19 protein-coding genes are annotated in these 18,316 nt (G+C 70.8%); 10 read left to right on the top strand and 9 right to left on the bottom strand.

Annotated elements, in window-relative coordinates:
• Positions 1-18 precede the first annotated feature (18 nt).
• The gene (locus tag MME74_RS06255; protein WP_267417876.1) at positions 19-891 is read right to left on the bottom strand and encodes a PHP domain-containing protein; all 873 of its coding nucleotides are present in this window, start codon (positions 889-891) and stop codon (positions 19-21) included.
• A gap of 98 nt (positions 892-989) precedes the next feature.
• Here MME74_RS06255 and MME74_RS06250 point away from each other — a divergent pair, with 98 nt between their 5' ends.
• Genes MME74_RS06250 through MME74_RS06240 form a run of 3 tightly spaced genes read left to right on the top strand, consistent with a single transcriptional unit; the run spans position 990 to position 4,396 of the window.
• A complete protein-coding gene (locus MME74_RS06250; protein WP_267417875.1) occupies positions 990-2,012 on the top strand; it encodes an endonuclease/exonuclease/phosphatase family protein in 1,023 nt (340 codons plus the stop codon).
• Positions 2,013-2,049: 37 nt separating this feature from the next.
• Positions 2,050-3,471 (top strand): aminopeptidase P family protein, encoded by a 1,422-nt coding sequence (locus MME74_RS06245; protein WP_267417874.1) that lies wholly within the window; start codon positions 2,050-2,052, stop codon positions 3,469-3,471.
• A 16-nt stretch (positions 3,472-3,487) separates the two neighbouring features.
• Positions 3,488-4,396: a phosphotransferase gene (locus MME74_RS06240; protein WP_267417873.1), complete on the top strand. Its 909-nt coding sequence runs from the start codon at positions 3,488-3,490 to the stop codon at positions 4,394-4,396.
• A 60-nt stretch (positions 4,397-4,456) separates the two neighbouring features.
• Here MME74_RS06240 and MME74_RS06235 read toward each other — a convergent pair whose 3' ends face one another.
• From MME74_RS06235 to MME74_RS06225, 3 genes are read right to left on the bottom strand one after another with little or no spacing between them, the layout of a single operon-like run.
• Entirely contained in the window at positions 4,457-5,107 is a 651-nt protein-coding gene (locus MME74_RS06235) for an alpha/beta family hydrolase (protein ID WP_267417872.1), read from the bottom strand.
• Positions 5,104-5,859 carry a DUF4870 domain-containing protein gene (locus MME74_RS06230; RefSeq protein WP_267417870.1) on the bottom strand — a complete coding sequence of 252 codons (756 nt, stop codon included), beginning with the start codon at positions 5,857-5,859 and terminating at the stop codon, positions 5,104-5,106. Before MME74_RS06230 ends, MME74_RS06235 begins: the two co-directional genes overlap by 4 nt.
• Positions 5,856-6,599, bottom strand: a complete 744-nt coding sequence (locus MME74_RS06225) for a general stress protein (RefSeq protein WP_267417869.1) — start codon at positions 6,597-6,599, stop codon at positions 5,856-5,858. The genes MME74_RS06230 and MME74_RS06225 overlap by 4 nt, the downstream gene beginning before the upstream one ends.
• Before the next feature lie 86 nt (positions 6,600-6,685).
• Between MME74_RS06225 and MME74_RS06220 the strand changes: the two genes are divergently transcribed.
• The 3 genes from MME74_RS06220 to MME74_RS06210 are packed head-to-tail and all read left to right on the top strand — an operon-like array spanning position 6,686 to position 9,584.
• Entirely contained in the window at positions 6,686-7,954 is a 1,269-nt protein-coding gene (locus tag MME74_RS06220; protein ID WP_267417868.1) for a magnesium transporter MgtE N-terminal domain-containing protein, read from the top strand.
• Entirely contained in the window at positions 7,954-8,466 is a 513-nt protein-coding gene (locus tag MME74_RS06215; RefSeq protein WP_267417867.1) for a DUF1003 domain-containing protein, read from the top strand. The genes MME74_RS06220 and MME74_RS06215 overlap by 1 nt, the downstream gene beginning before the upstream one ends.
• Positions 8,463-9,584 carry an Mrp/NBP35 family ATP-binding protein gene (locus MME74_RS06210; RefSeq protein WP_267417866.1) on the top strand — a complete coding sequence of 374 codons (1,122 nt, stop codon included), beginning with the start codon at positions 8,463-8,465 and terminating at the stop codon, positions 9,582-9,584. Before MME74_RS06215 ends, MME74_RS06210 begins: the two co-directional genes overlap by 4 nt.
• Before the next feature lie 63 nt (positions 9,585-9,647).
• On the opposite strand, the gene MME74_RS06205 is transcribed toward MME74_RS06210, so the two are convergent.
• Positions 9,648-10,022: a twin-arginine translocase TatA/TatE family subunit gene (locus MME74_RS06205; protein ID WP_267417865.1), complete on the bottom strand. Its 375-nt coding sequence runs from the start codon at positions 10,020-10,022 to the stop codon at positions 9,648-9,650.
• An 89-nt stretch (positions 10,023-10,111) separates the two neighbouring features.
• Here MME74_RS06205 and MME74_RS06200 point away from each other — a divergent pair, with 89 nt between their 5' ends.
• Positions 10,112-10,750, top strand: a complete 639-nt coding sequence (locus MME74_RS06200) for an O-methyltransferase (protein WP_267417864.1) — start codon at positions 10,112-10,114, stop codon at positions 10,748-10,750.
• Positions 10,751-10,824: 74 nt separating this feature from the next.
• Here the strand turns inward: MME74_RS06200 and MME74_RS06195 are convergent, their stop codons facing one another.
• The 3 genes from MME74_RS06195 to dapE all read right to left on the bottom strand — a co-directional run bounded on the left by MME74_RS06195 (position 10,825) and on the right by dapE (position 13,365).
• Positions 10,825-10,998, bottom strand: a complete 174-nt coding sequence (locus tag MME74_RS06195) for a DUF3117 domain-containing protein (RefSeq protein WP_017203323.1) — start codon at positions 10,996-10,998, stop codon at positions 10,825-10,827.
• Between the two features lie 94 nt (positions 10,999-11,092).
• Positions 11,093-12,310, bottom strand: coding sequence for a hypothetical protein (locus MME74_RS06190; RefSeq protein ID WP_267417860.1), 1,218 nt, complete (start codon positions 12,308-12,310; stop codon positions 11,093-11,095).
• Complete coding sequence (dapE, locus tag MME74_RS06185) at positions 12,292-13,365, bottom strand: succinyl-diaminopimelate desuccinylase (protein ID WP_267417859.1); 1,074 nt, start codon at positions 13,363-13,365, stop codon at positions 12,292-12,294. Before dapE ends, MME74_RS06190 begins: the two co-directional genes overlap by 19 nt.
• Positions 13,366-13,430: 65 nt before the next feature.
• On the opposite strand from dapE, the gene dapD reads away from it, so the two are divergent.
• The gene (gene dapD, locus MME74_RS06180) at positions 13,431-14,378 is read left to right on the top strand and encodes a 2,3,4,5-tetrahydropyridine-2,6-dicarboxylate N-succinyltransferase (RefSeq protein WP_267417858.1); all 948 of its coding nucleotides are present in this window, start codon (positions 13,431-13,433) and stop codon (positions 14,376-14,378) included.
• 291 nt (positions 14,379-14,669) lie between these two features.
• Positions 14,670-16,055, top strand: a complete 1,386-nt coding sequence (locus tag MME74_RS06175; protein WP_267417857.1) for a DEAD/DEAH box helicase — start codon at positions 14,670-14,672, stop codon at positions 16,053-16,055.
• 102 nt (positions 16,056-16,157) lie between these two features.
• Here MME74_RS06175 and MME74_RS06170 read toward each other — a convergent pair whose 3' ends face one another.
• On the bottom strand, positions 16,158-17,609 hold the full coding sequence (locus MME74_RS06170; protein ID WP_267417855.1) for an MFS transporter: 1,452 nt from the start codon (positions 17,607-17,609) through the stop codon (positions 16,158-16,160).
• 72 nt (positions 17,610-17,681) lie between these two features.
• Between MME74_RS06170 and MME74_RS06165 the strand changes: the two genes are divergently transcribed.
• The gene (locus tag MME74_RS06165) at positions 17,682-18,314 is read left to right on the top strand and encodes a TetR/AcrR family transcriptional regulator (protein ID WP_267417854.1); all 633 of its coding nucleotides are present in this window, start codon (positions 17,682-17,684) and stop codon (positions 18,312-18,314) included.
• Positions 18,315-18,316 lie beyond the last annotated feature (2 nt).

Genomic DNA, 18,316 nt, shown 5'->3' with positions numbered 1-18,316 from the left:
CCGACAGTCTGCCGAGGATCAGGGGTGGCGCGGGGCAGTGCCGCTGCCGCGTGCTATGAGGCGGGCCACCATCTCGTCGGACGTGGTGTTCTCCCCCGGACGGTTCGGCTTGCCCGTGCCGTGGTAGTCGCTGGACCCGGTGACGATGAGGTCGTGCTTCGCGGCGATCTCGTGCAGCATCCGCTTGCCCGCCTCGGTGTTCTCGCGGTGGTCGATCTCGAAGCCGCCGAGGCCGGCCGCGATCAGCTTCTCGATGAACGGCACGGGCATCATGCGGTCGCGACCCGCGGTGACGGGGTGGGCGATGATCGCCACTCCCCCGGCCTCTGTGATCAGGCGGACGGCGGTCAGCGGATCGGGTGCGTAGTGCGGCTCGTAGTAGCCCTCGCGCGGGTGGAGGATGCCGTCGAACGCCTCGGTGCGATCGCGCACGATGCCGCGCGCGACGAGGGCGTCGGCGATGTGCGGCCTGCCCACGGTCGCGTCGAGCGTCGTCTGCGCGACCACGTCGTCCCAGTGCAGGTCGTAGTCCCGTCCGATGTTGCGCACGATCCGCTCGGCACGTCCGATCCGGTCACCGCGGATGCGGTCCGTCTCGGCGCGCAGGGCATCGTCCTCGGGATCGAAGAGATAGCCGAGCACGTGGACGCTGCGCCACTCGTGCTTCGCCGACAGCTCCATGCCGGGGATGAACGTCATCCCGAGCGCGACGGCGGCATCTCCCGCCTCGCCCCAGCCGGTGGAGCGGTCGTGATCGGTGAGGGCCATCGTGCGGACACCGGCCGCGTGGGCCTGCGCGACGACCTCCGCAGGGGACTCCGTGCCATCGGAATGGTTGGAGTGCAGGTGCAGGTCGGCGGGACCGGCGAACCCGGCGGACGGAAGGGCCATCCTCCGAGCGTACCGAGCGACGCCCTCACCGGACGCGAGACGCACGGAGCACGGTGTCGGGGAGGGACTTCACAGGCGGTCCTTCTAGGCTTGAAGGGATGTTTCGACTACTGGGGATCCTCTTCACCGTCCTGCTCGCGATCGCGACGGCGATCGTGGTGTGGCCGCAGTTCTTCCACCTCGAGCAGACGTATCCGTTCGCGCAGCTCGTGGCGGCGCGGGGCCTGGTCCTCGGCGGATTCCTGATCGTCGCGTTCCTCGCGCTCCTGCTGCTGTTCGCCCGCCCGCTGCGCGGCTTCGCGGCCTCGGTGTTGATCGTCGCGCTGTTGGGCGCGGCCGCCACCGGGCTGATCGGCGCCACCCGCGGTTTCGGCACGACAGCCCTACCGGCGAAGACCGACAGCAGCATCCGTGTCCTCACCTGGAACACCGCGGGAGAGGCCGTGTCGGCCGAGCAGATCGCGCAGCAGATCCTCGACCAGGGAGCCGACATCGTCGCGCTCCCGGAGACGACCGAGGCCGTCGGCGAGCGCATCGCGATCATGCTCCGCGAGCAGGGCCACCCGATGTGGGTGCATCACGTGCAGTTCCGCCCCGATGTGCAGGACGGTCCGCAGTCGTGGCAGACCACCGTGCTGGTCGCGCCCGACCTCGGCGAGTACGCGGTGATCGAGTCGTCCAAGGACGGGTCGAACAACACGGGCTCGGTGCCGAGCGTGGTGCTCATGCCGATCGACGGGTCCGGTCCCACGGTCGTCGCCGTGCACGCGGTCGCGCCGCGCATGGAGGAGATGCAGCAGTGGCAGAGCGACCTGCAGTGGATCGCCGATCAGTGCCCGCAGGGCGACTTCATCCTCGCCGGTGACTTCAACGCGACCATCGACCACATGGCCCCTCTCGGCGTGGACGGCGGGGACATCGGCTACTGCCGTGACGTCGCGTCCCGCACCGGCAACGGTCTGACCGGCACCTGGCCGAGTTCGCTCCCCGCCCTGGCCGGTGCCCCGATCGACCACGTGATGGCGTCCGCGAACTGGAGGCCCACGGGCTCGGTCGTCCTCGACGACGCGGGCGGCAGCGACCACCGCGCGCTGGTCGTGCAGCTCGAACCCGCCGGCTGAGCTCCCGTCCTCGCCCGGCAGGTGACAGACTGGAGGGATGAGCACCGCAGAGCGCGACACGATCGCAGAAGCCCCCGTCGAAGCATCCGCGGAGAACAGCACCACGAACCGCAAGCAGCCCTTCCCCCAGGGCTTCCTCGACACCATCTCAAGCGGCTGGGCCGAGCGTCCCGAGACGCAGCCGGCGCCCCGCGCCCAGGCGTCGTACGCGGCCGTCCGCCGCGCGGCGGTCTCTGCGGCGTTCCCGGGCAAGCGGCTCGTCATCCCGGCCGGCTCGCTGAAGCAGCGCAGCAACGACACCGACTACGTGTTCCGCGCGCACTCCGCCTTCGCGCACCTCACCGGGTGGGCATCGGACGCCGAGCCCGACTCGGTCCTCGTCTTCGCGCCGACGGACGCCGGACACGACATCACCCTCTTCTTCCGTGAGCGCGCCGACCGCACGACGACGGAGTTCTACGCCGACGCCACGATCGGCGAGTTCTGGATCGGCCCGCGCCCGTCCCTCGCCGGCGTCGCAGCCGACCTCGACATCGCGACCGACCACCTGCACGAGCTCGAGGCCGTGGAGGGCGAGCTGGTGCTCGACGAGGATGAGGCGCTCACCCGCTTCGTCTCGGAGCTGCGCCTCATCAAGGACGAGTTCGAGATCGCCGAGATGCGCCGCGCCGTCGAGATCACGGCCGACGGCTTCGACGACATCATCCGCGAGCTCCCCGCAGCGACCGCCCACGCCCGGGGCGAGCGCGTGGTGGAGGGCGTCTTCCACCGTCGCGCCCGCGAGGACGGCAACGGCGAGGGCTACGACACGATCGCCGCCTCCGGCCCGCACGCCTGCTACCTGCACTGGACGCGCAACGACGGCACGGTGGTCCCGGGCGACCTGATCCTCGTGGATGCCGGCGTCGAGGCCGACAGCCTGTACACCGCCGACATCACCCGCACCCTGCCCGTGTCCGGCACCTTCACCGAGGTGCAGCGTCGCGTGTACGAGACGGTCCGCGAGGCGGCGGATGCCGCCTTCGCTGCGGCACGCGTGGGCGTCCGGTTCCGCGATGTGCACGCGGCCGCCATGAAGGTCATCGCCGAGCGTACGGCCGATTGGGGCCTGCTGCCGGTGACGGCGGACGAGGCACTCGACGCCGACAAGGGCGGCCAGCACCGCCGCTACATGGTGCACGGCACCTCGCACCACCTCGGCATCGACGTGCACGACTGCGCCCAGGCCCGTCGGGAGATGTACTACGACGGCATCCTGGCCCCGGGCATGGTGTTCACGATCGAGCCCGGACTCTACTTCCAGATCGACGACCTCACGGTGCCCGCCGAGCTGCGCGGCATCGGCGTGCGCATCGAGGACGACATCCTGATGACCGAGGACGGCCCCGTGAATCTGTCGGCCGACATCCCGCGCACGGCCGACGAGGTCGAGGCGTGGATCGCCCGGCTGCAGGGCTGACGACGACGGTTCCGAGGTGCACGACGCCGAGCTAGCGGTCGACGACGCCCTGGCCCGCGCTCTGATCGAGGAGTCTTTCCCCGAGCTCGGAACGACGGCCCTGACCCGGGTCCGCACGGCCGGAACCGTGAACACGATCATCAGGGTTGGCGATGACCTCGTCGCCCGGTTCCCTCTCCTTCCCGCCGAACACGCGGATCTGGAGCATGAGGCCGAGGCCCTGACGGCGTTCGCGGCGGTCTGTCCGGTCCCGACACCACGTCCTCGCGGCGTCGGGACCGGGACCGGGGCGTATCCGTCCGCATGGTCGCTGCAGACCTGGATTCCCGGCGACACCGCGCGCCCCGAGGCCCATGCCGGGTCCGCATCCCTCGCGCAGGACCTGGCCACCGTGATCCTCGCCCTGCGAGCGGTCGATCCCGGCGATCGGGTGTTCGACGGGCAGGGGCGGGGCGGAGATCTCACCGAACACGACGAGTGGGTGGCGACGTGCCTGGCGAAGAGCGGCCATCTGCTGGACGTGCCGTCGGCATCGCGGCTGTGGGCATCGCTGCGGATGCTTCCTCCGGAGGGACCGCTCGCCATGAGCCACCGCGACCTGATCCCCTTCAACCTGCTCGTCGCCGGCCGTGACGGCGAGACCCGGCTCACGGGGATCCTCGACGGCGGCGCGTTCGGTGCGGCCGATCGGGCTCTCGACCTCGTCTGCGCCTGGCACCTCTTCGATTCGCCGGTGCGACGGGTGCTGCGCAACAGCCTCGGTTCCGGCGACCTCGAGTGGCGGCGCGGCGCCGCGTGGGCGTTCGTCCAGGCGATCGGGCTCGGCTGGTACTACGAGGAGTCGAATCCGGACATGAGCGGGCTCGGACTCGCCACCCTGCGACGACTGCTGACGGATCCGGAGCTGTCCGCACTGATCGGGTGACGAGCTGACGGCACGGACTCAACGGCACGGACTCGACGCCGCGGACTCAGCGCCGCGGACTCAGCGCCCGACGAACTCCGCGACGATGGGCGCGAGCGACGCACCGATCTCGGCCGCAGGTCGTTTGCGGCCCTTCACCTCGAAGGTGTGACCGCCGCCCTCGACCCAGACGACGCGAGCGTCCTGGCAGGTCGCGACGGCGGCTTCGAACTGCGACACCGGCTGGATGAAGGGGTCGTTGCCGCCCTCCACGAAGAGCTGCGGCACGGAGATGGCCGGGAGATGCTCGACGCGCGGCTTCTCGGGCCGTCCCGGCGGATGCAGCGGGTACCCGAGGTAGGCGAGACCGTCGACGACGAGGCCGTCCGCGACCGCCATCGACGCCATCCGCCCGCCGTACGACTTGCCCGCGGCCCACACCGTCGCGGTCGGGTCCTGCTCTCGCGCGAACGCCACCACCGCACGCCAGGTCGCGATCGCGTGCGTCGCCGGCCCCGGCATCCTTCTCCCCTGCTCGACGTACGGGAAGTTGAAGCGCAAGGTCGAGAGCCCGTGCGCGGCGAGCGCCTCCGTGAGGCCGGTGAGGAACGGGTGGTCCTTCCCCGTGCCCGCTCCATGGGCGATGATCACGGTCGCCCCCGCGTCACCCGCCGACCAGTCGGCCGAGACCGTGGTCGGTCCGGTGGGGAGCTCGACCGGGATCGTGGTCATCGGGCGCGGGAGAACGGGATCGCGAAGGGGACGCGCATCACGCCGCCGGACGACACCCGCACGGTGCCCACGATCACCAGCACCAGGTGCAGGAGCGAGACGGCGAAGTAGAGCGTGATCGGGATGCCCAGGGGGTAGAAGCCCGTCGCCGGCTGCTGCACGGTCAGCCCGATGAGTAGAACGACATGCAGGATGATGAGGAGCGTCGAGACCATCAGGTAGGTCAGGCCCCAGTTCAGAGCCGAGCGCGCGTTCTCCGCCGCGGCTCCACCCGCTCGCCGGGAGGATCCGCCGCTCGCGGCCATCGCGATCCCCGAGACGAGTCCGCCGAGGAACGGGATCGGGATGAGGATCAGGAAGCCGAGCACCCACGGGAGCAGTCCGCGTGCCGGTGCGGCCTGCGGGTGCACGGGCATCGGGTAGCCGGGTGCGGGGTACGCCTGTGCCGAGTACTCCGGGGGCACGGCGGCGGGATAGCCCTGCGGCGGAGCGGCGTAGCCCTGCGGCGGAGCGGCGTAGCCCTGCGGCGGAGCGGCGTAACCCTGCGGCGGAGCGGCGTAACCCTGCGGCGGAGCGGCGTAACCCTGCGGCGGGGCGGCGGGAGCGACCGGATATGCGGGCTGCTGCACCGGGTAGGCGGGCTGCTGCTGCGGGTACGTCGGGGGCTGCGCCGGCTGATTCTGCGCGACGGGCGGCGCGGGCGGGGGCGGCGGGACGAACTGTCCCGGGTCGTGGGACTCGGATTCCGTCATCGCTGCTCTCCCTCAGGGGTCGCGGCGCCCGGGGCGACATCCGGCTCGACGGCCGGGGACTGCGGCGAAGGCGACTCCGCCACGTCGGTCGCCGGGGTGGGGCCGGCATCGGGCACAGCGTCTCCCTCCGGCTGCGGCTCCGGGTCGGCGGGGCGCGGCGGGATCACCGGCTCCTCGGGAGCAGGTGCGGGCGCGGGGGCGGCGGCCCCGGGCGTGATCCGCTCGCCGTACCGCGGCGGCTCGTCGAGATTCACCGGCGGACGCACCGGAGCGACCTTCGTCGCGCCGAGCACCTGGCGCGCCTTCGAGAGCGACGCCGCCTGCACCGTGACCTCGTAGTGGTCCGCGGCGAACTGCGTGACGCTCGCGAAGTCGCGGCGGCGGCGCACGATGGCGTAGGTGACGAGGCTCAGGAGCATGCCGACTGCGACGCCGATGAAGACGAAGCCAACGAACAGCTGGATCGGCACCTCCGGGTTGCCGAGCACGAGGATCGCCGACAGGAACAGGCCGATCAGCACACCGTTGATGGCACCGGATCGCGCCGCGGCCGCGTAGCCCAGCTTTCCGGTCACCCGCTCGACAGTGCGCACGCTCTGACCGACGATGGCAATGTCGCGCGCCGGCACCTCCCCGGCGATCAGCTTGGACACCGTCTTCTGCGCGCTCTCGTAGTCGCGCATCGAGGCGACGATCTCGCCTGTCTCCGTGCCGGACGCGGGGCGGTTCAGCATGCTCATCCGGCTATTCTTCCACGCCTGCCGCTCGGAGGACCGAGGCGCGACGGGACCGGCGCGGGCCGGGCACGCCGACTACGCTGGGAAGCGTGAGCACACAACGGGTATTCGCCGCGCGCCTTGCCGGGTGCGCCGTCTTCGACCCCGTGGGCGACCGGCTCGGCAAGGTCCGAGACGTCGTCGTCGTGTACCGAAGTACCGCGGCCCCGCGCGTGATCGGCCTGGTGGTGGAGATCCCCGGACGACGACAGGTGTTCCTCTCGATCGGCCGGGTCACCTCGATCCGCTCCGGCCAGGTCATCACGACCGGACTCATCAACGTGCGCCGCTTCTCCCCGCGCGCCGGCGAGGTGCGCGTGCTCGCCGAGATGCTCGGGCGACGTGTGAGCTTCGTCGACGGCAGCGGCACCGCCGTGATCGAAGACGTCGCGATCGAGCCGAACCGCCTCGGCGAGTGGGCGATCAGTCAGCTCTTCCTGCGCCGCCCGAAGACCAGCGCCTCCCCGTTCGCGAAGGGACCGACCACGTTCGCGGCCTGGAGCGAGGTCACCGAGCAGCGCGCACCGGGCGAGTCCCAGTCGGCCGAGCAGCTCGTCGCCTCGTACTCCGAGCTGCACGCCGCCGACCTCGCCAACACGCTTCTCGACCTCCCGCAGCAGCGCATGATCGAGGTCGCGGAGGAGCTGTCCGACGACCGTCTCGCCGACGCCCTCGAGGAGATGCCCGAGGACGAGCAGGTGCACATCCTCGACCGCCTGGGCGACGAGCGCGCCGCCGACATCCTCGACCAGATGGAACCGGACGATGCGGCCGACCTGCTCGCGCAGCTCGACCCCGACCGTCTGGAGCAGCTCCTGGAGCTGATGGAGCCGGAGGAGGCCGAAGACGTCCGGATGCTGCTGCGGTACGGCCCGGACACCGCCGGCGGTCTGATGACCCCGGAGCCGATCATCCTCTCCGCCGACGCCACCGTCGCCGAAGCCCTCGCCCTGATCCGTCGGCACGAGCTGCACCCGGCACTGGCCGCGGCGGTGTTCGTGACCCTGCCCCCGTTCGAGACGCCGACCGGACGCCTGCTCGGCCTCGTGCACTTCCAGCGGATGCTGCGCTATCCGCCGCACGAGCGTCTCGGCGCGATCCTCGACGACAGCCTCGAGCCCGTGCCCGTCACGGCATCCGCCGCCGAGGTGGCGCGCATGCTGGCGAGCTACGACCTCGTCTCGCTCCCGGTGATCGACGCCGCGCACCGCCTCGTCGGCGCGATCAGCATCGACGACGTGCTCGACTACCTGCTCCCCGACGACTGGCGCTCGCACGACGGCGATGACACCCCGTCTCCGGCGAAGGAGGTGCGCTGATGCCCCGCGCCACGCGCCTCGACGCCCCCGGGCGCAGCACGACCCGCCCTCGCACGACCTCGCGCGACCGCTTCGGCCGGTTCACGGAGTGGGTCGCCCGCGCGATGGGCACCCCCGCGTTCCTCGTCATCCTCAGCCTGTTCTGCGTGGTCTGGATCCTCTGGAACACCCTGATGCCGCACGATCTGCGTTTCGACGACGCGGCCCTCGGCTTCACGGCGCTGACGCTCATGCTGTCCCTGCAGGCGTCGTACGCCGCCCCGCTGATCCTGCTCGCGCAGAACCGCCAGGACGACCGCGACCGCGTCCAGATCGAGCAGGACCGCCAGCGCGCCGAGCGCAACCTCGCCGACACCGAGTACCTGGCCCGCGAGATCGTGGCGCTGCGCATGGCCCTCGAGGAGCGCAACTCGCAGGCGGTGACGCGCGACGTGCTGCGACAGGAGCTCAAGTCCCTGCTCGCCGAGCTCGAAGAAGGCGGAGACCGGCCTTCGGCGGGCGCGGCATCGTGACCGCGGTCGACCGCGTCCGCGCGGCGGTCTCCGCGGTGACGGACCCGGAGCTGCGCCGTCCCATCGGCGAGCTCGACATGGTCCGCGACATCTCCGTCGAGGGCGACCGCGCGCGCGTCGGCATCGTGCTGACCATCGTCGGCTGTCCGGCCGCCGCGCGCATCGAGTCGGACGTGCGGCAGGCTGCGGCGTCCGTCGCCGGCATCGCGGACGTCGAGGTCGAGGTCGGCGTGATGACCCCCGCCGAGCGCAAGGCTCTCACCGAGAAGCTCCGCGACGGACGGCCGGCACGGCAGATGCCGTTCGGCCCCGACTCCCTGACCCGAGTGATCCTCGTCTCCAGCGGCAAGGGCGGCGTGGGCAAGTCGACGGTCACCGCCAACCTCGCGGTCGCGCTCGCGGATCAGGGGCTGTCGGTCGGGCTCGTCGACGCGGACGTGCACGGCTTCTCGATCCCGGGCCTGCTCGGCATCCCTGCGGGCACGCAGCCCACCCGCATCGACGACCTCATGCTGCCGCCGGTGGCCCACGGGGTCAAGACGATCTCGATCGGGATGTTCCTCCGCGACGGCGAGTCCGTCGTGGCGTGGCGCGGGCCCATGCTGCACCGCACGGTCTCGCAGTTCCTCACCGACGTCTTCTTCGGAGACCTCGACGTGCTGCTGATCGACATGCCGCCGGGGACCGGCGACATCGCGATCTCGATCGGACAGCTCCTCCCCCACGCCGAAGTCCTGGTGGTGACGACCCCGCAGACGGCGGCGGCGGATGTCGCGATCCGCAGTGGACTCGTGGCGCGTCAGACCGGACAGCGGGTGATCGGCGTCATCGAGAACATGGCGGCCTACACGCTCCCGGACGGCACCGTCATCGACCTGTTCGGCTCCGGCGGGGGCGCGGCCGTCGCCGAAGCGCTCTCGGAGTCGGGACCCGCGGTGCCGCTGCTGGCATCGATCCCCCTGAGTCCGGCGCTCCGCCAGGGCGGGGACGCCGGTGTCCCGATCGTCTCCGGCGAGTCGACGGATGCCGCGGCCACGACGATCCGCGCCGTGGCGGCAGCTCTCGCCCGACAGGGCCGCGGCCTCTCCGGGCGTTCTCTGCCCATGTCGATCGGCTGACCGCGTCGAGCGGAACATCCTCGACGACGAGCCACGGCGTCGCGGTGCGCGAGCCGACCGGCGTCACGTGGCTTCGGGATCGAAGGGGGGTCGGTTCGTCGCGCTGAACGACTGGGGCAGGACTCGGGGAGCGACGGGCTCGGCGATCGTCTCGCGTGCCTGCACGGGCGTGGCCGGCTGCGGCTCCTCCAGCAGGGCGTCGCGGATGATCCGGCGCGGGTCGTACTGTCGCGGATCGAGCTTGCGCCAGTCGACGTCGTCGAGCTCGGGTCCCATCTCCTCGCGCATCCGCGACTTGGTGGAGCGCAGGTACTCGCCCGCCTTGCGGACCATGCGGGAGAAGCTCTCCGCCGCCTTCGGGAGACGCTCGGGACCGATGATCAGCACGGCGATGAGGCCGATCAGCAGCATCTTCTCGAAGGTGAGCCCGAACGTCATCTGTACAGGCTACCGCCGCGCCTGCGCTCCACGCACACACCGAGCCAATACCCTGGAGAGAACCACCGTCAGGCAGGGAGAGACAGGCCATGAGCGAGCACGACGCGAACGCGCGTTTCCTTCGCGAGTCCATCGTGGAACCGGACTCCATCATCCGCGCTCGCGCGCATGCCGTCGAGCTCGGCGCGATGCCGATCAGCGCCGTCGTCGGATCGCAGATCGCCGTGCTGGCGGCCGCGACCGCAGCCCGGTCGATCGTCGAGATCGGCACCGGCGCGGGCGTCTCCGGCCTGTGGCTGCTGCGCGGTGCGCCCCAGGCGGTGCTCACCTCGATCGACAACGAGCCCGAGCACCTCGCCGCCGCACGACAGGCGTTCTCCGACGCGAAGGTCCCCTCCACCAAGGTCCGGTTCATCACGGGGCGCGCGATCGACGTGCTCCCCCGCATGAACGAGGCCTCCTATGACATCGTGCTGGTCGACGCCGACCCCGAGAACGTGATCGAGTACGTCGAGCACGGACTCCGTCTCGCGCGCACCGGCGGCATGGTCCTCGTCCCCCGCGTCCTGGCCGGTGGCCGCGTCGCGGATCCCGTGCAGCGCGACGACGTCACCTCGGGATACCGCTCGCTCGTGCAGGAGACGCAGGAGTCGTCGGCCGTGCTGGCGACCGTCTCCCCCGCGGGCGAAGGCCTGCTGCAGCTGATCAGTCTCGCCGAGCGCAGCTGATCCGAAGACGACGAAGGGCGGTGGATCCGCAGATCCACCGCCCTTCGGATCCGCCGAAGCGGATCTCAGATCGATCAGGCCGGTGCCACGACGGCGGCAAGCACGTCGTGAAGCTCCTTGGCCTCGGCGTCGTTCACGGAGACGACCAGGCGGCCGCCGCCTTCGAGCGGAACGCGCACGATGATGAGTCGTCCTTCTTTCACGGCCTCCATTGGCCCGTCTCCGGTCCTCGGCTTCATCGCTGCCATCGTGGCTCCCTTTCCTCCGGTGGTATGGAATGAGTTTATCGGGTGTCACCGGGGCCTGGAGGTCACGGAGCAACAATTGGCTCGGGCTTCGCGATCACGGCACCTGCCAGAAGGTGCTTCCGAGCGCATACACGTGGTAGATCCAGAGCCACTGACCGAGCAGGCTGAAGACCAGGACGCCGAACCGCCACCACCGCGATCGAGGCACCGCGACCGCTCCCCACAGCGGGCTGAGCGGCAGCAGCAGGCGGAACGTGCTCGACTGCGGGAAGAACACGGCGAGCAGATACAGCAGGTAGCTCGCGCTCCACAGGCGCAGATCGGCACCGAGCGCGCGCACCTGTGGGGCGCGCAGCAGCGCCACCCCGGCGGCGGCGACCAGCAGCACCAGCGCGATCAGGCCCCACCACGGCGGCATGCCCCAGAACCCGAACCAGAACTGCGCGGCCTGCACCCAGCCTTCGAAGGGCACGAACCCGTCCACGCCGCCGACGATCCAATGACGGCGCCAGGCGAGTTCGGTCGCGAGGTATGCACCGGGATCACCCGTGGCGACGCCGGCGATCACCTGCCACGCGAAGCCCGCCACGCATGCGAGCGCGCCCAGGATGAGGATGTGCGCGATCTCGCGCCCGGCGAGCGGGTCCTCCCTGCGACGCCGCCACCGCAGCACACCGTGCAGCCCGAGGTAGAGGGCGAACGCGAGGATCCCCGGGCGGGTGAACGCCATCACCGGGATCAGGAGGTAGAGCCAGGCGTAGCGGCGTCTGGTGGTCGCGTCGAGGGCGAGGAACAGCAGCAGCAGGAAGAGGGTCTCCGCGTAGCCCACCTGGAACATGGCGGCGAGAGGGCCCGATGCGAAGAACACGACGGCCCAGATCGCCGCCGACCCTCCGATGCGCTCGCGAAGCAGTCGATGCAGCGCCAGGCACGCCAGATAACCGGCGACGAGCGAGAGCAGGAACGCCCCGGCGCCCCAGGATCCGAGGAGGAAGCCGAGGGCCTTCGCCGCGTATGCGAACACCGGCATGAAGGCCCACGCGTTCTCGGCGACCTCGCCCGAGTCGGTCAGCGGAAGCTCGGTCGGGTACCCGTTCTCGGCGACGAGCCAGTACCACTGCGCATCCCACCCCAGGACGAAGTCGAGGAGTCCCGCGCCGGCGCCGAAGCGCGAGAACGAGGTCGACAGGGAGGCCGCGAGGAGCAGGAAGACCGTCGTGATCCCCCGTGCGACGAGGTAGATGACGGCGATGCGCAGGGCGATCGGCGCCTGCGCCCATCGGCGGGCTGCGCTCAGTGCGAGGTGAGCCATGCGCGCAGGCCCCGCTCCACGGCGTCGATCTGCGCGAGCGGCACGCGCTCCTCGTCGTGGTGAGCGAGGTGCGGGTCGCCGGGGCCGTAGTTCACCGCCGGGATCCCGAGCGCGGAGAAGCGCGCGACATCGGTCCACCCGTACTTCGGACGGGGTTCCGCGCCGACGGCCGCCACGAACTGCGTGGCGATCTCGGCGTCCAGTCCGGGACGAGCGCCCTCGGCGGCATCCGTGATCTCGATGTCGAAACCGGCCAGGACGCTGCGGAGGTGGGCCTCGGCGTCGGCGGCGGACTTGCTCGGAGCGAACCGGTAGTTCACCTCGACCTCGCACGCATCCGGGATGACGTTCCCCGCGACGCCACCGGCGATGCGCACGGCGCTGAGGCTCTCGCGGTACAGCAGTCCCTCGACGAGGACCTCCTTGGCGCGGTATTCCGCGAGGCGGGTGAGGATCGGCGCCGCACGGTGGATCGCGTTCTCGCCGATCCACGCACGGGCGCTGTGCGCACGGACGCCGGTCGTGCGGACGATCGCCCGCAGCGTGCCGTTGCATCCGCCCTCGACCTCGCCGTTGGACGGCTCGCCCAGGATCGCGAAGTCCGCCTGGAACAGATCGGGACGCACGGCGGCCAGCAGTCCGAGGCCGTTCTTCGACGCCTCGATCTCCTCGTTGTCGTACCACATCCAGGTGATGTCGATCGCGGGATCGGTGAGCTCGGCGGCGAGCTTGAGCTGCACGGCGGTGCCCGCCTTCATGTCGACCGTTCCCCGGCCCCACAGGTACGGGACGCCGTCGATCTCGATGTCGCGGGTGGGGAGGTTCTCGTTGATCGACACGGTGTCGATGTGTCCGGCGATGGCGACGCGCTGCGCCCGGCCGCGATCCGTGCGGGCGACGATGGTGTTGCCATGACGGAAGACCTCGAGATGGGCGAGCGGGGTGATCGCCTCCTCGATCGCATCGGCCAGCGTCTTCTCGTCACCCGACACGCTCGGGATGTCGCAGATCGCACGGGTGAGGTCGACGGAGGACGCGGTCAGATCGAGCACCATGGGTCAAGCCTACTTACCCCGTCATGCGTGACGTCGACCGGCGTCGGGCGCGCTAGCGTGGAAGCATGAGCGACGCGCGCACGGTATGGGCCATCGGACTGACCACGATCGCCGGAGACGGCACGGTCCTCGATGCCTGGTACCCCGAGGTCCGGTCCGGATCGGGCAGCGCCGACGCGGCCGCCGTAGCGGAGCTGGAAGCCCTCGCCGGTCCCGATGAGCGACGCAACGTGCGCACCGAGGTCGTGCAGCTGCAGATCGACCTGGACGACGCCCCGGCCTCCACCGCCGACGCGTACCTCCGACTGCATGCGCTCTCGCACCTCGTCGTGCGCCCCAACGAGCTCAACCTCGACGGCATCTTCGGACACCTCCCGAACGTCGCCTGGACGAACGCCGGGCCCGTCCTCCCCGACGACGCGGCGCGGCTGCGCCCCCAGCTCCAGCGCGCCGGCATCCAGGTGCAGGGCCTCGACAAGTTCCCGCGGCTGACCGACTACGTGCAGCCCGCCGGCGTGCGGATCGCGGATGCCTCGCGCGTCCGTCTGGGTGCCCACCTCTCCCCCGGCACGACCGTCATGCACGAGGGCTTCGTGAACTTCAACGCCGGCACGCTCGGCGCCTCGATGGTCGAGGGGCGCATCTCGCAGGGCGTCGTCGTCGGCGACGGCAGCGACATCGGCGGCGGCTCCTCCATCATGGGCACGCTCTCCGGTGGCGGCACGCACCGCGTGTCGATCGGCGCGCGCACCCTGCTCGGAGCGAACGCCGGCATCGGCATCTCGCTCGGCGACGACTGCATCGTCGAGGCGGGTCTCTACGTGACGGCCGGCACCAAGATCGTGCTCGCCGACGGCCCGGTGACGGCCGACGGCGGACGCCGGACCGTGAAGGGCGCGGAGCTGTCCGGCCAGGACGGACTGCTCTTCCGCCGGAACTCGCTGAGCGGTGCCGTCGAAGCCGTGCGCCGAGCCGGCGTGGGCGTGACGCTGAACGAGGCGCTGCACGCCTGACCACGGTGTGAGCGGCGCTCGGCGCGGCGTTCCGCGGTGCCCGCGACCCGCGCACGCAGGGGGCATGCAGCCGACGGCATGCGTGCACTGGTAGACTGACACCGTTGCTGCACCGCCGGTCCCGCAACATCGTCGTCGTCACGGGGTCTCCGAGGACCGAAGCGAGCGAACTGCTCCCATCACCAGCTATAGCTGGCCTTTCGAACGGCGAACCGATGCGCAATTCCTGCGCCGTCGCCCACCTCACCCCCTATCTCGCGCCGTTCACTCGTGCGCTGACGGAGTTTCTGCATGTCTACTTTCCTCGAACTCGGCGTTCCCGCTGAGCTCGCCGCCGTTCTCGCCGATTCCGGCAAGACCGAGGCGTTCGCCATCCAGCGCGATACCCTTCCCGATTCCCTCGCGGGTCGCGACCTCCTCGGTCGCGGACGCACCGGAAGCGGCAAGACCATCGCCTTCGCCCTGCCGCTCGTCGCGCGCCTCGCCGCGTCCGGCGGCCAGCGTCGCGCCGGCCTTCCGCGCGGACTCGTCCTCGCTCCCACCCGTGAGCTCGCGACGCAGATCGCCGCGACCATCGCACCGCTCGCCGAGGCCGCCGGCCTCCGCGTCACCACCGTCTTCGGCGGCGTCAGCCAGCGTCCGCAGGAGCAGGCGCTGCGCGGCGGCGTCGACATCGTCGTCGCCTGCCCCGGTCGACTCGAAGACCTGATGAAGCAGCAGGTCGTCCGCCTCAGCGCGATCGAGGTCACCGTGCTGGACGAGGCCGACCACATGGCCGACCTCGGCTTCCTCCCTGGTGTCACGCGCATCCTCACGGCGACCCCCGCGGGTGGCCAGCGCCTGCTGTTCAGCGCCACGCTGGACCGCGGCATCGACACCCTCGCGCGCCGCTTCCTCTCGAACGCGGTCAGCCACGAGGTCGACGAGGAGAGCGTGCCGGTCGGCGAGATGACGCACCGCGTGCTCGTCGTCGACTCCACCGACAACAAGACCGCCCTCGTGCGCGAGCTCGCCTCGGGCACCGGCCGTCGCATCCTCTTCACCCGCACCAAGCACCAGGCGAAGAAGCTCGCGAAGCAGCTCACCGCCGCGGGCATCCCGGCCGTCGATCTGCACGGCAACCTCTCGCAGAACGCTCGCGAGCGCAACCTCGGCGCCTTCTCCGCCGCTCCCGAAGACGGTGGAGTCCGCGTGCTGGTCGCGACCGACGTCGCCGCCCGCGGCGTGCACGTCGACAACGTCGACCTCGTCGTCCACGTCGACCCGCCGGTCGAGCACAAGGCGTACCTGCACCGCTCGGGCCGCACGGCGCGTGCCGGTGCCGCCGGAACCGTCGTGACCGTCGTGCTCCCCGAGCAGCGTCGCGACGTCAAGGATCTCCTCCGCAAGGCCGCCATCACGGCCCCACTGGAAGATGTGACCACGGCCGCCGTGACCGCTCTGGTTCCGGAGCGCGCACCGCACGTGCGCCCCGCTCCCGTGCAGGCTCCGCAGCAGCAGCAGCGTCAGTCCTCGAAGCAGCGCCCCGCCGGTGGCGAGAAGAACGGGGCGGCCAACCCGCCGTCGCGTCGTCGTCGCCGTCCGCGCTCCGGTGGCTCCGGAGCCGGCCAGGGCGGTGGCTACTCCACGCAGAGCGGCCAGCGCCAGGGCGGCGGCCGCAGCTCGCAGGGTCGCTGACCTCGCAGCCCCGGGCATATCCGGCCCCTTTCGACACAGCGCCCCTGGTCATGCATCTCGCATGACCAGGGGCGCTTTCGTGTGTCCGGAACGGGAGTCGCGTCAGACGGACACGGGCTTCTCCACCCGCTCCGACGAGTCGTCCGCACCGGTGTCCTCGGCCGCAGCAGGGCGCAGACGGCGGATACCCGAGGGGAGCGCGACGGAGATCACGGCGGCCAGGGCGAGCACGCCCGCGCCGACCCAGATCGCCGGGACGGCCGCGTCGACGTAGCCGCTCGGGGTGAGGGTGCCACCTGCACCGACGAACACCGCCGTCAGCACCGCGATGCCGAGAGCGACCCCGATCTCGCGCAGCGTCGAGTTGGTGCCGGACGCCTTGGCATGATCGTCCGGGCGCATGTTGACGAGCACGGCCGTGGAGCTCGGTGCGAACACGAGCCCCATGCCGATCCCGGCCAGCAGGAAGGGCGGCCACATGCCCGAGTACTCGAGCGTCGCCGAGAGCGTGAGCGCGATCCACCCGAGCGCGACGGCGAGCATCGTCAGGCCCAGGAGGATCGGGAGGCGCGTGCCCGTTCGCGGCGACAGCAGCCCCGTGAGCGGCGCGACGACCATGGGCGCCAGGGTCCACGGCATGGTCATGATCCCGGCCTCGAGCGGTGTGTGCCCCTGCACCACCTGGAGGAACTGGATCAGGATGAAGACCGCACCGAAGATCCCGAAGCTGAAGGTCACACCCACGAGGTTCGCCACCGTGAAGCTGCGGTCGCGGAACAGGCGCAGCGGCAGCAGCGGATGCGCGGTGCGGCCCTCCCAGATGACGAAGCCCACCAGCAGCAGAGCACCCGCCGCCAATGCCCCGACCACCTCGAGGCTGTCCCACCCCGCGTCGTTGCCGCGGACGATCCCGTAGACGACGCCCAGCACGCCGGGGCCGGCCAGCAGGAGGCCGACCAGGTCCGCGCGAACACGGGCGCCGAAGCTGTTGGGCAGCGCGAGCAGGACGAGCGGCACGGCGAGGATGCCGACCGGGACATTGAGCCAGAAGATCGTCTGCCAGTTCCACCCCTCGATCACCGCGCCTCCGATGAGCGGCCCGGTGGCGACGCCGAGTCCGGCCACGCCTCCCCAGATGCCGATCGCGGCCGGTCGCAGACGCTCCGAGACGCTGCCGACGAGGAGGGTCAGCGACAGGGGCATGAGCGCCGCCGCGCCGACGCCCTGGATCGCCCGGGCGAGGATGAGGATCGAGGGCTCGGTCGCGAGCGCAGCACCCGCGGACGCGAGCGTGAACACGGCGATGCCGGCCAGGAAGACGGTGCGACGACCGAAGCGGTCCCCCAGCCCCACCGCGAGCAGCATGAAGGTGGCGAAGCTGAGGGTGTACGCGTTGATGACCCACTGCAGCTCCTCGATGGACGCATCGAGTTCGCGGGAGATGACCGGGAGCGCGCCGGTGACGACGAGGTTGTCGAGCGTCGCCATGAACATCGGCAGCGACGCCGCGACGATCGTCAACCAGACGGGAAGACGTCGGGTGGTTCGGGTCATGAGAGCCCCTTGTTGTTATTGAATGATTACTGACCTCTCGAAGAGTAGTAATCAACTGATAACCTGTCAAGCGTGAACGAGAAGCAGAGCGAACGCATCCCGGCAGCCGAGCGTCGGGAGCAGATCCTCGCCGCGGCGAGCCTGGTGTTCGGCGAGCGCGGCTACTTCGGCGCCACCACCGATCAGATCGCCAAGGCGGCGGGCATCAGCCAGCCCTACGTGGTGCGGATGTTCGGGACCAAGGAGACGCTGTTCGTCGAGGTCCTGGCCCGCGCGAGCGGCAAGCTGCTCGACACCTTCTCCGCGGTGATCGCGGAGTGGAAGAGCACGTCCGGCTCACCCGACCGCGAGCTGGGCAGAAGGCTCGGCTCCGCGTACGTGAACCTGGTCGAGGACCGCGGGATCCTGCTCTCGCTCATGCAGGCGTTCAGCATGGGGCACGATGCCGTCATCGGCGAACGGGCCCGCGCGGACTTCCTCAAGATCTACCGCATGCTGCGGGACGACGCCGGCTTCGCACCGGAGGAGGTGCGCACGTTCCTCGCCGAGGGGATGCTCCTCAACACGCTGCTCGGACTGCGCCTGCCGGAGCACTACGGCGCCGACGAAGCGACGACGGAACTGCTGGAATGCACCTTCCAGACCAAGCTGCAGCTGGTGCTCGACGTGGTCGGCGAACAGACGGCAGACGCGGCGACCGTGTGAGG

The organism is Microbacterium oxydans (assembly GCF_026559675.1).
GTDB classification, from domain to species: domain Bacteria; phylum Actinomycetota; class Actinomycetes; order Actinomycetales; family Microbacteriaceae; genus Microbacterium; species Microbacterium oxydans_D.
The sequence above is the reverse complement of the archived record's forward strand: the minus strand, read 5'-3'. Positions and strand labels throughout refer to the sequence as shown.

Excerpts from the sequence above, each read along its gene's own strand:
- MME74_RS06255 (WP_267417876.1), bottom strand. The coding sequence starts at position 891 with ATGGCCCTTCCGTCCGCCGGGTTCGCCGGTCCCGCCGACCTGCACCTG.
- MME74_RS06250 (WP_267417875.1), top strand. The coding sequence starts at position 990 with ATGTTTCGACTACTGGGGATCCTCTTCACCGTCCTGCTCGCGATCGCG.
- MME74_RS06245 (WP_267417874.1), top strand. The coding sequence starts at position 2,050 with ATGAGCACCGCAGAGCGCGACACGATCGCAGAAGCCCCCGTCGAAGCA.
- MME74_RS06235 (WP_267417872.1), bottom strand. The coding sequence starts at position 5,107 with ATGACCACGATCCCGGTCGAGCTCCCCACCGGACCGACCACGGTCTCG.
- MME74_RS06230 (WP_267417870.1), bottom strand. The coding sequence starts at position 5,859 with ATGACGGAATCCGAGTCCCACGACCCGGGACAGTTCGTCCCGCCGCCC.
- MME74_RS06225 (WP_267417869.1), bottom strand. The coding sequence starts at position 6,599 with ATGAGCATGCTGAACCGCCCCGCGTCCGGCACGGAGACAGGCGAGATC.
- MME74_RS06215 (WP_267417867.1), top strand. The coding sequence starts at position 7,954 with ATGCCCCGCGCCACGCGCCTCGACGCCCCCGGGCGCAGCACGACCCGC.
- MME74_RS06205 (WP_267417865.1), bottom strand. The coding sequence starts at position 10,022 with ATGACGTTCGGGCTCACCTTCGAGAAGATGCTGCTGATCGGCCTCATC.
- MME74_RS06200 (WP_267417864.1), top strand. The coding sequence starts at position 10,112 with ATGAGCGAGCACGACGCGAACGCGCGTTTCCTTCGCGAGTCCATCGTG.
- MME74_RS06195 (WP_017203323.1), bottom strand. The coding sequence starts at position 10,998 with ATGGCAGCGATGAAGCCGAGGACCGGAGACGGGCCAATGGAGGCCGTG.
- MME74_RS06190 (WP_267417860.1), bottom strand. The coding sequence starts at position 12,310 with ATGGCTCACCTCGCACTGAGCGCAGCCCGCCGATGGGCGCAGGCGCCG.
- dapE (WP_267417859.1), bottom strand. The coding sequence starts at position 13,365 with ATGGTGCTCGATCTGACCGCGTCCTCCGTCGACCTCACCCGTGCGATC.
- dapD (WP_267417858.1), top strand. The coding sequence starts at position 13,431 with ATGAGCGACGCGCGCACGGTATGGGCCATCGGACTGACCACGATCGCC.
- MME74_RS06175 (WP_267417857.1), top strand. The coding sequence starts at position 14,670 with ATGTCTACTTTCCTCGAACTCGGCGTTCCCGCTGAGCTCGCCGCCGTT.
- MME74_RS06170 (WP_267417855.1), bottom strand. The coding sequence starts at position 17,609 with ATGACCCGAACCACCCGACGTCTTCCCGTCTGGTTGACGATCGTCGCG.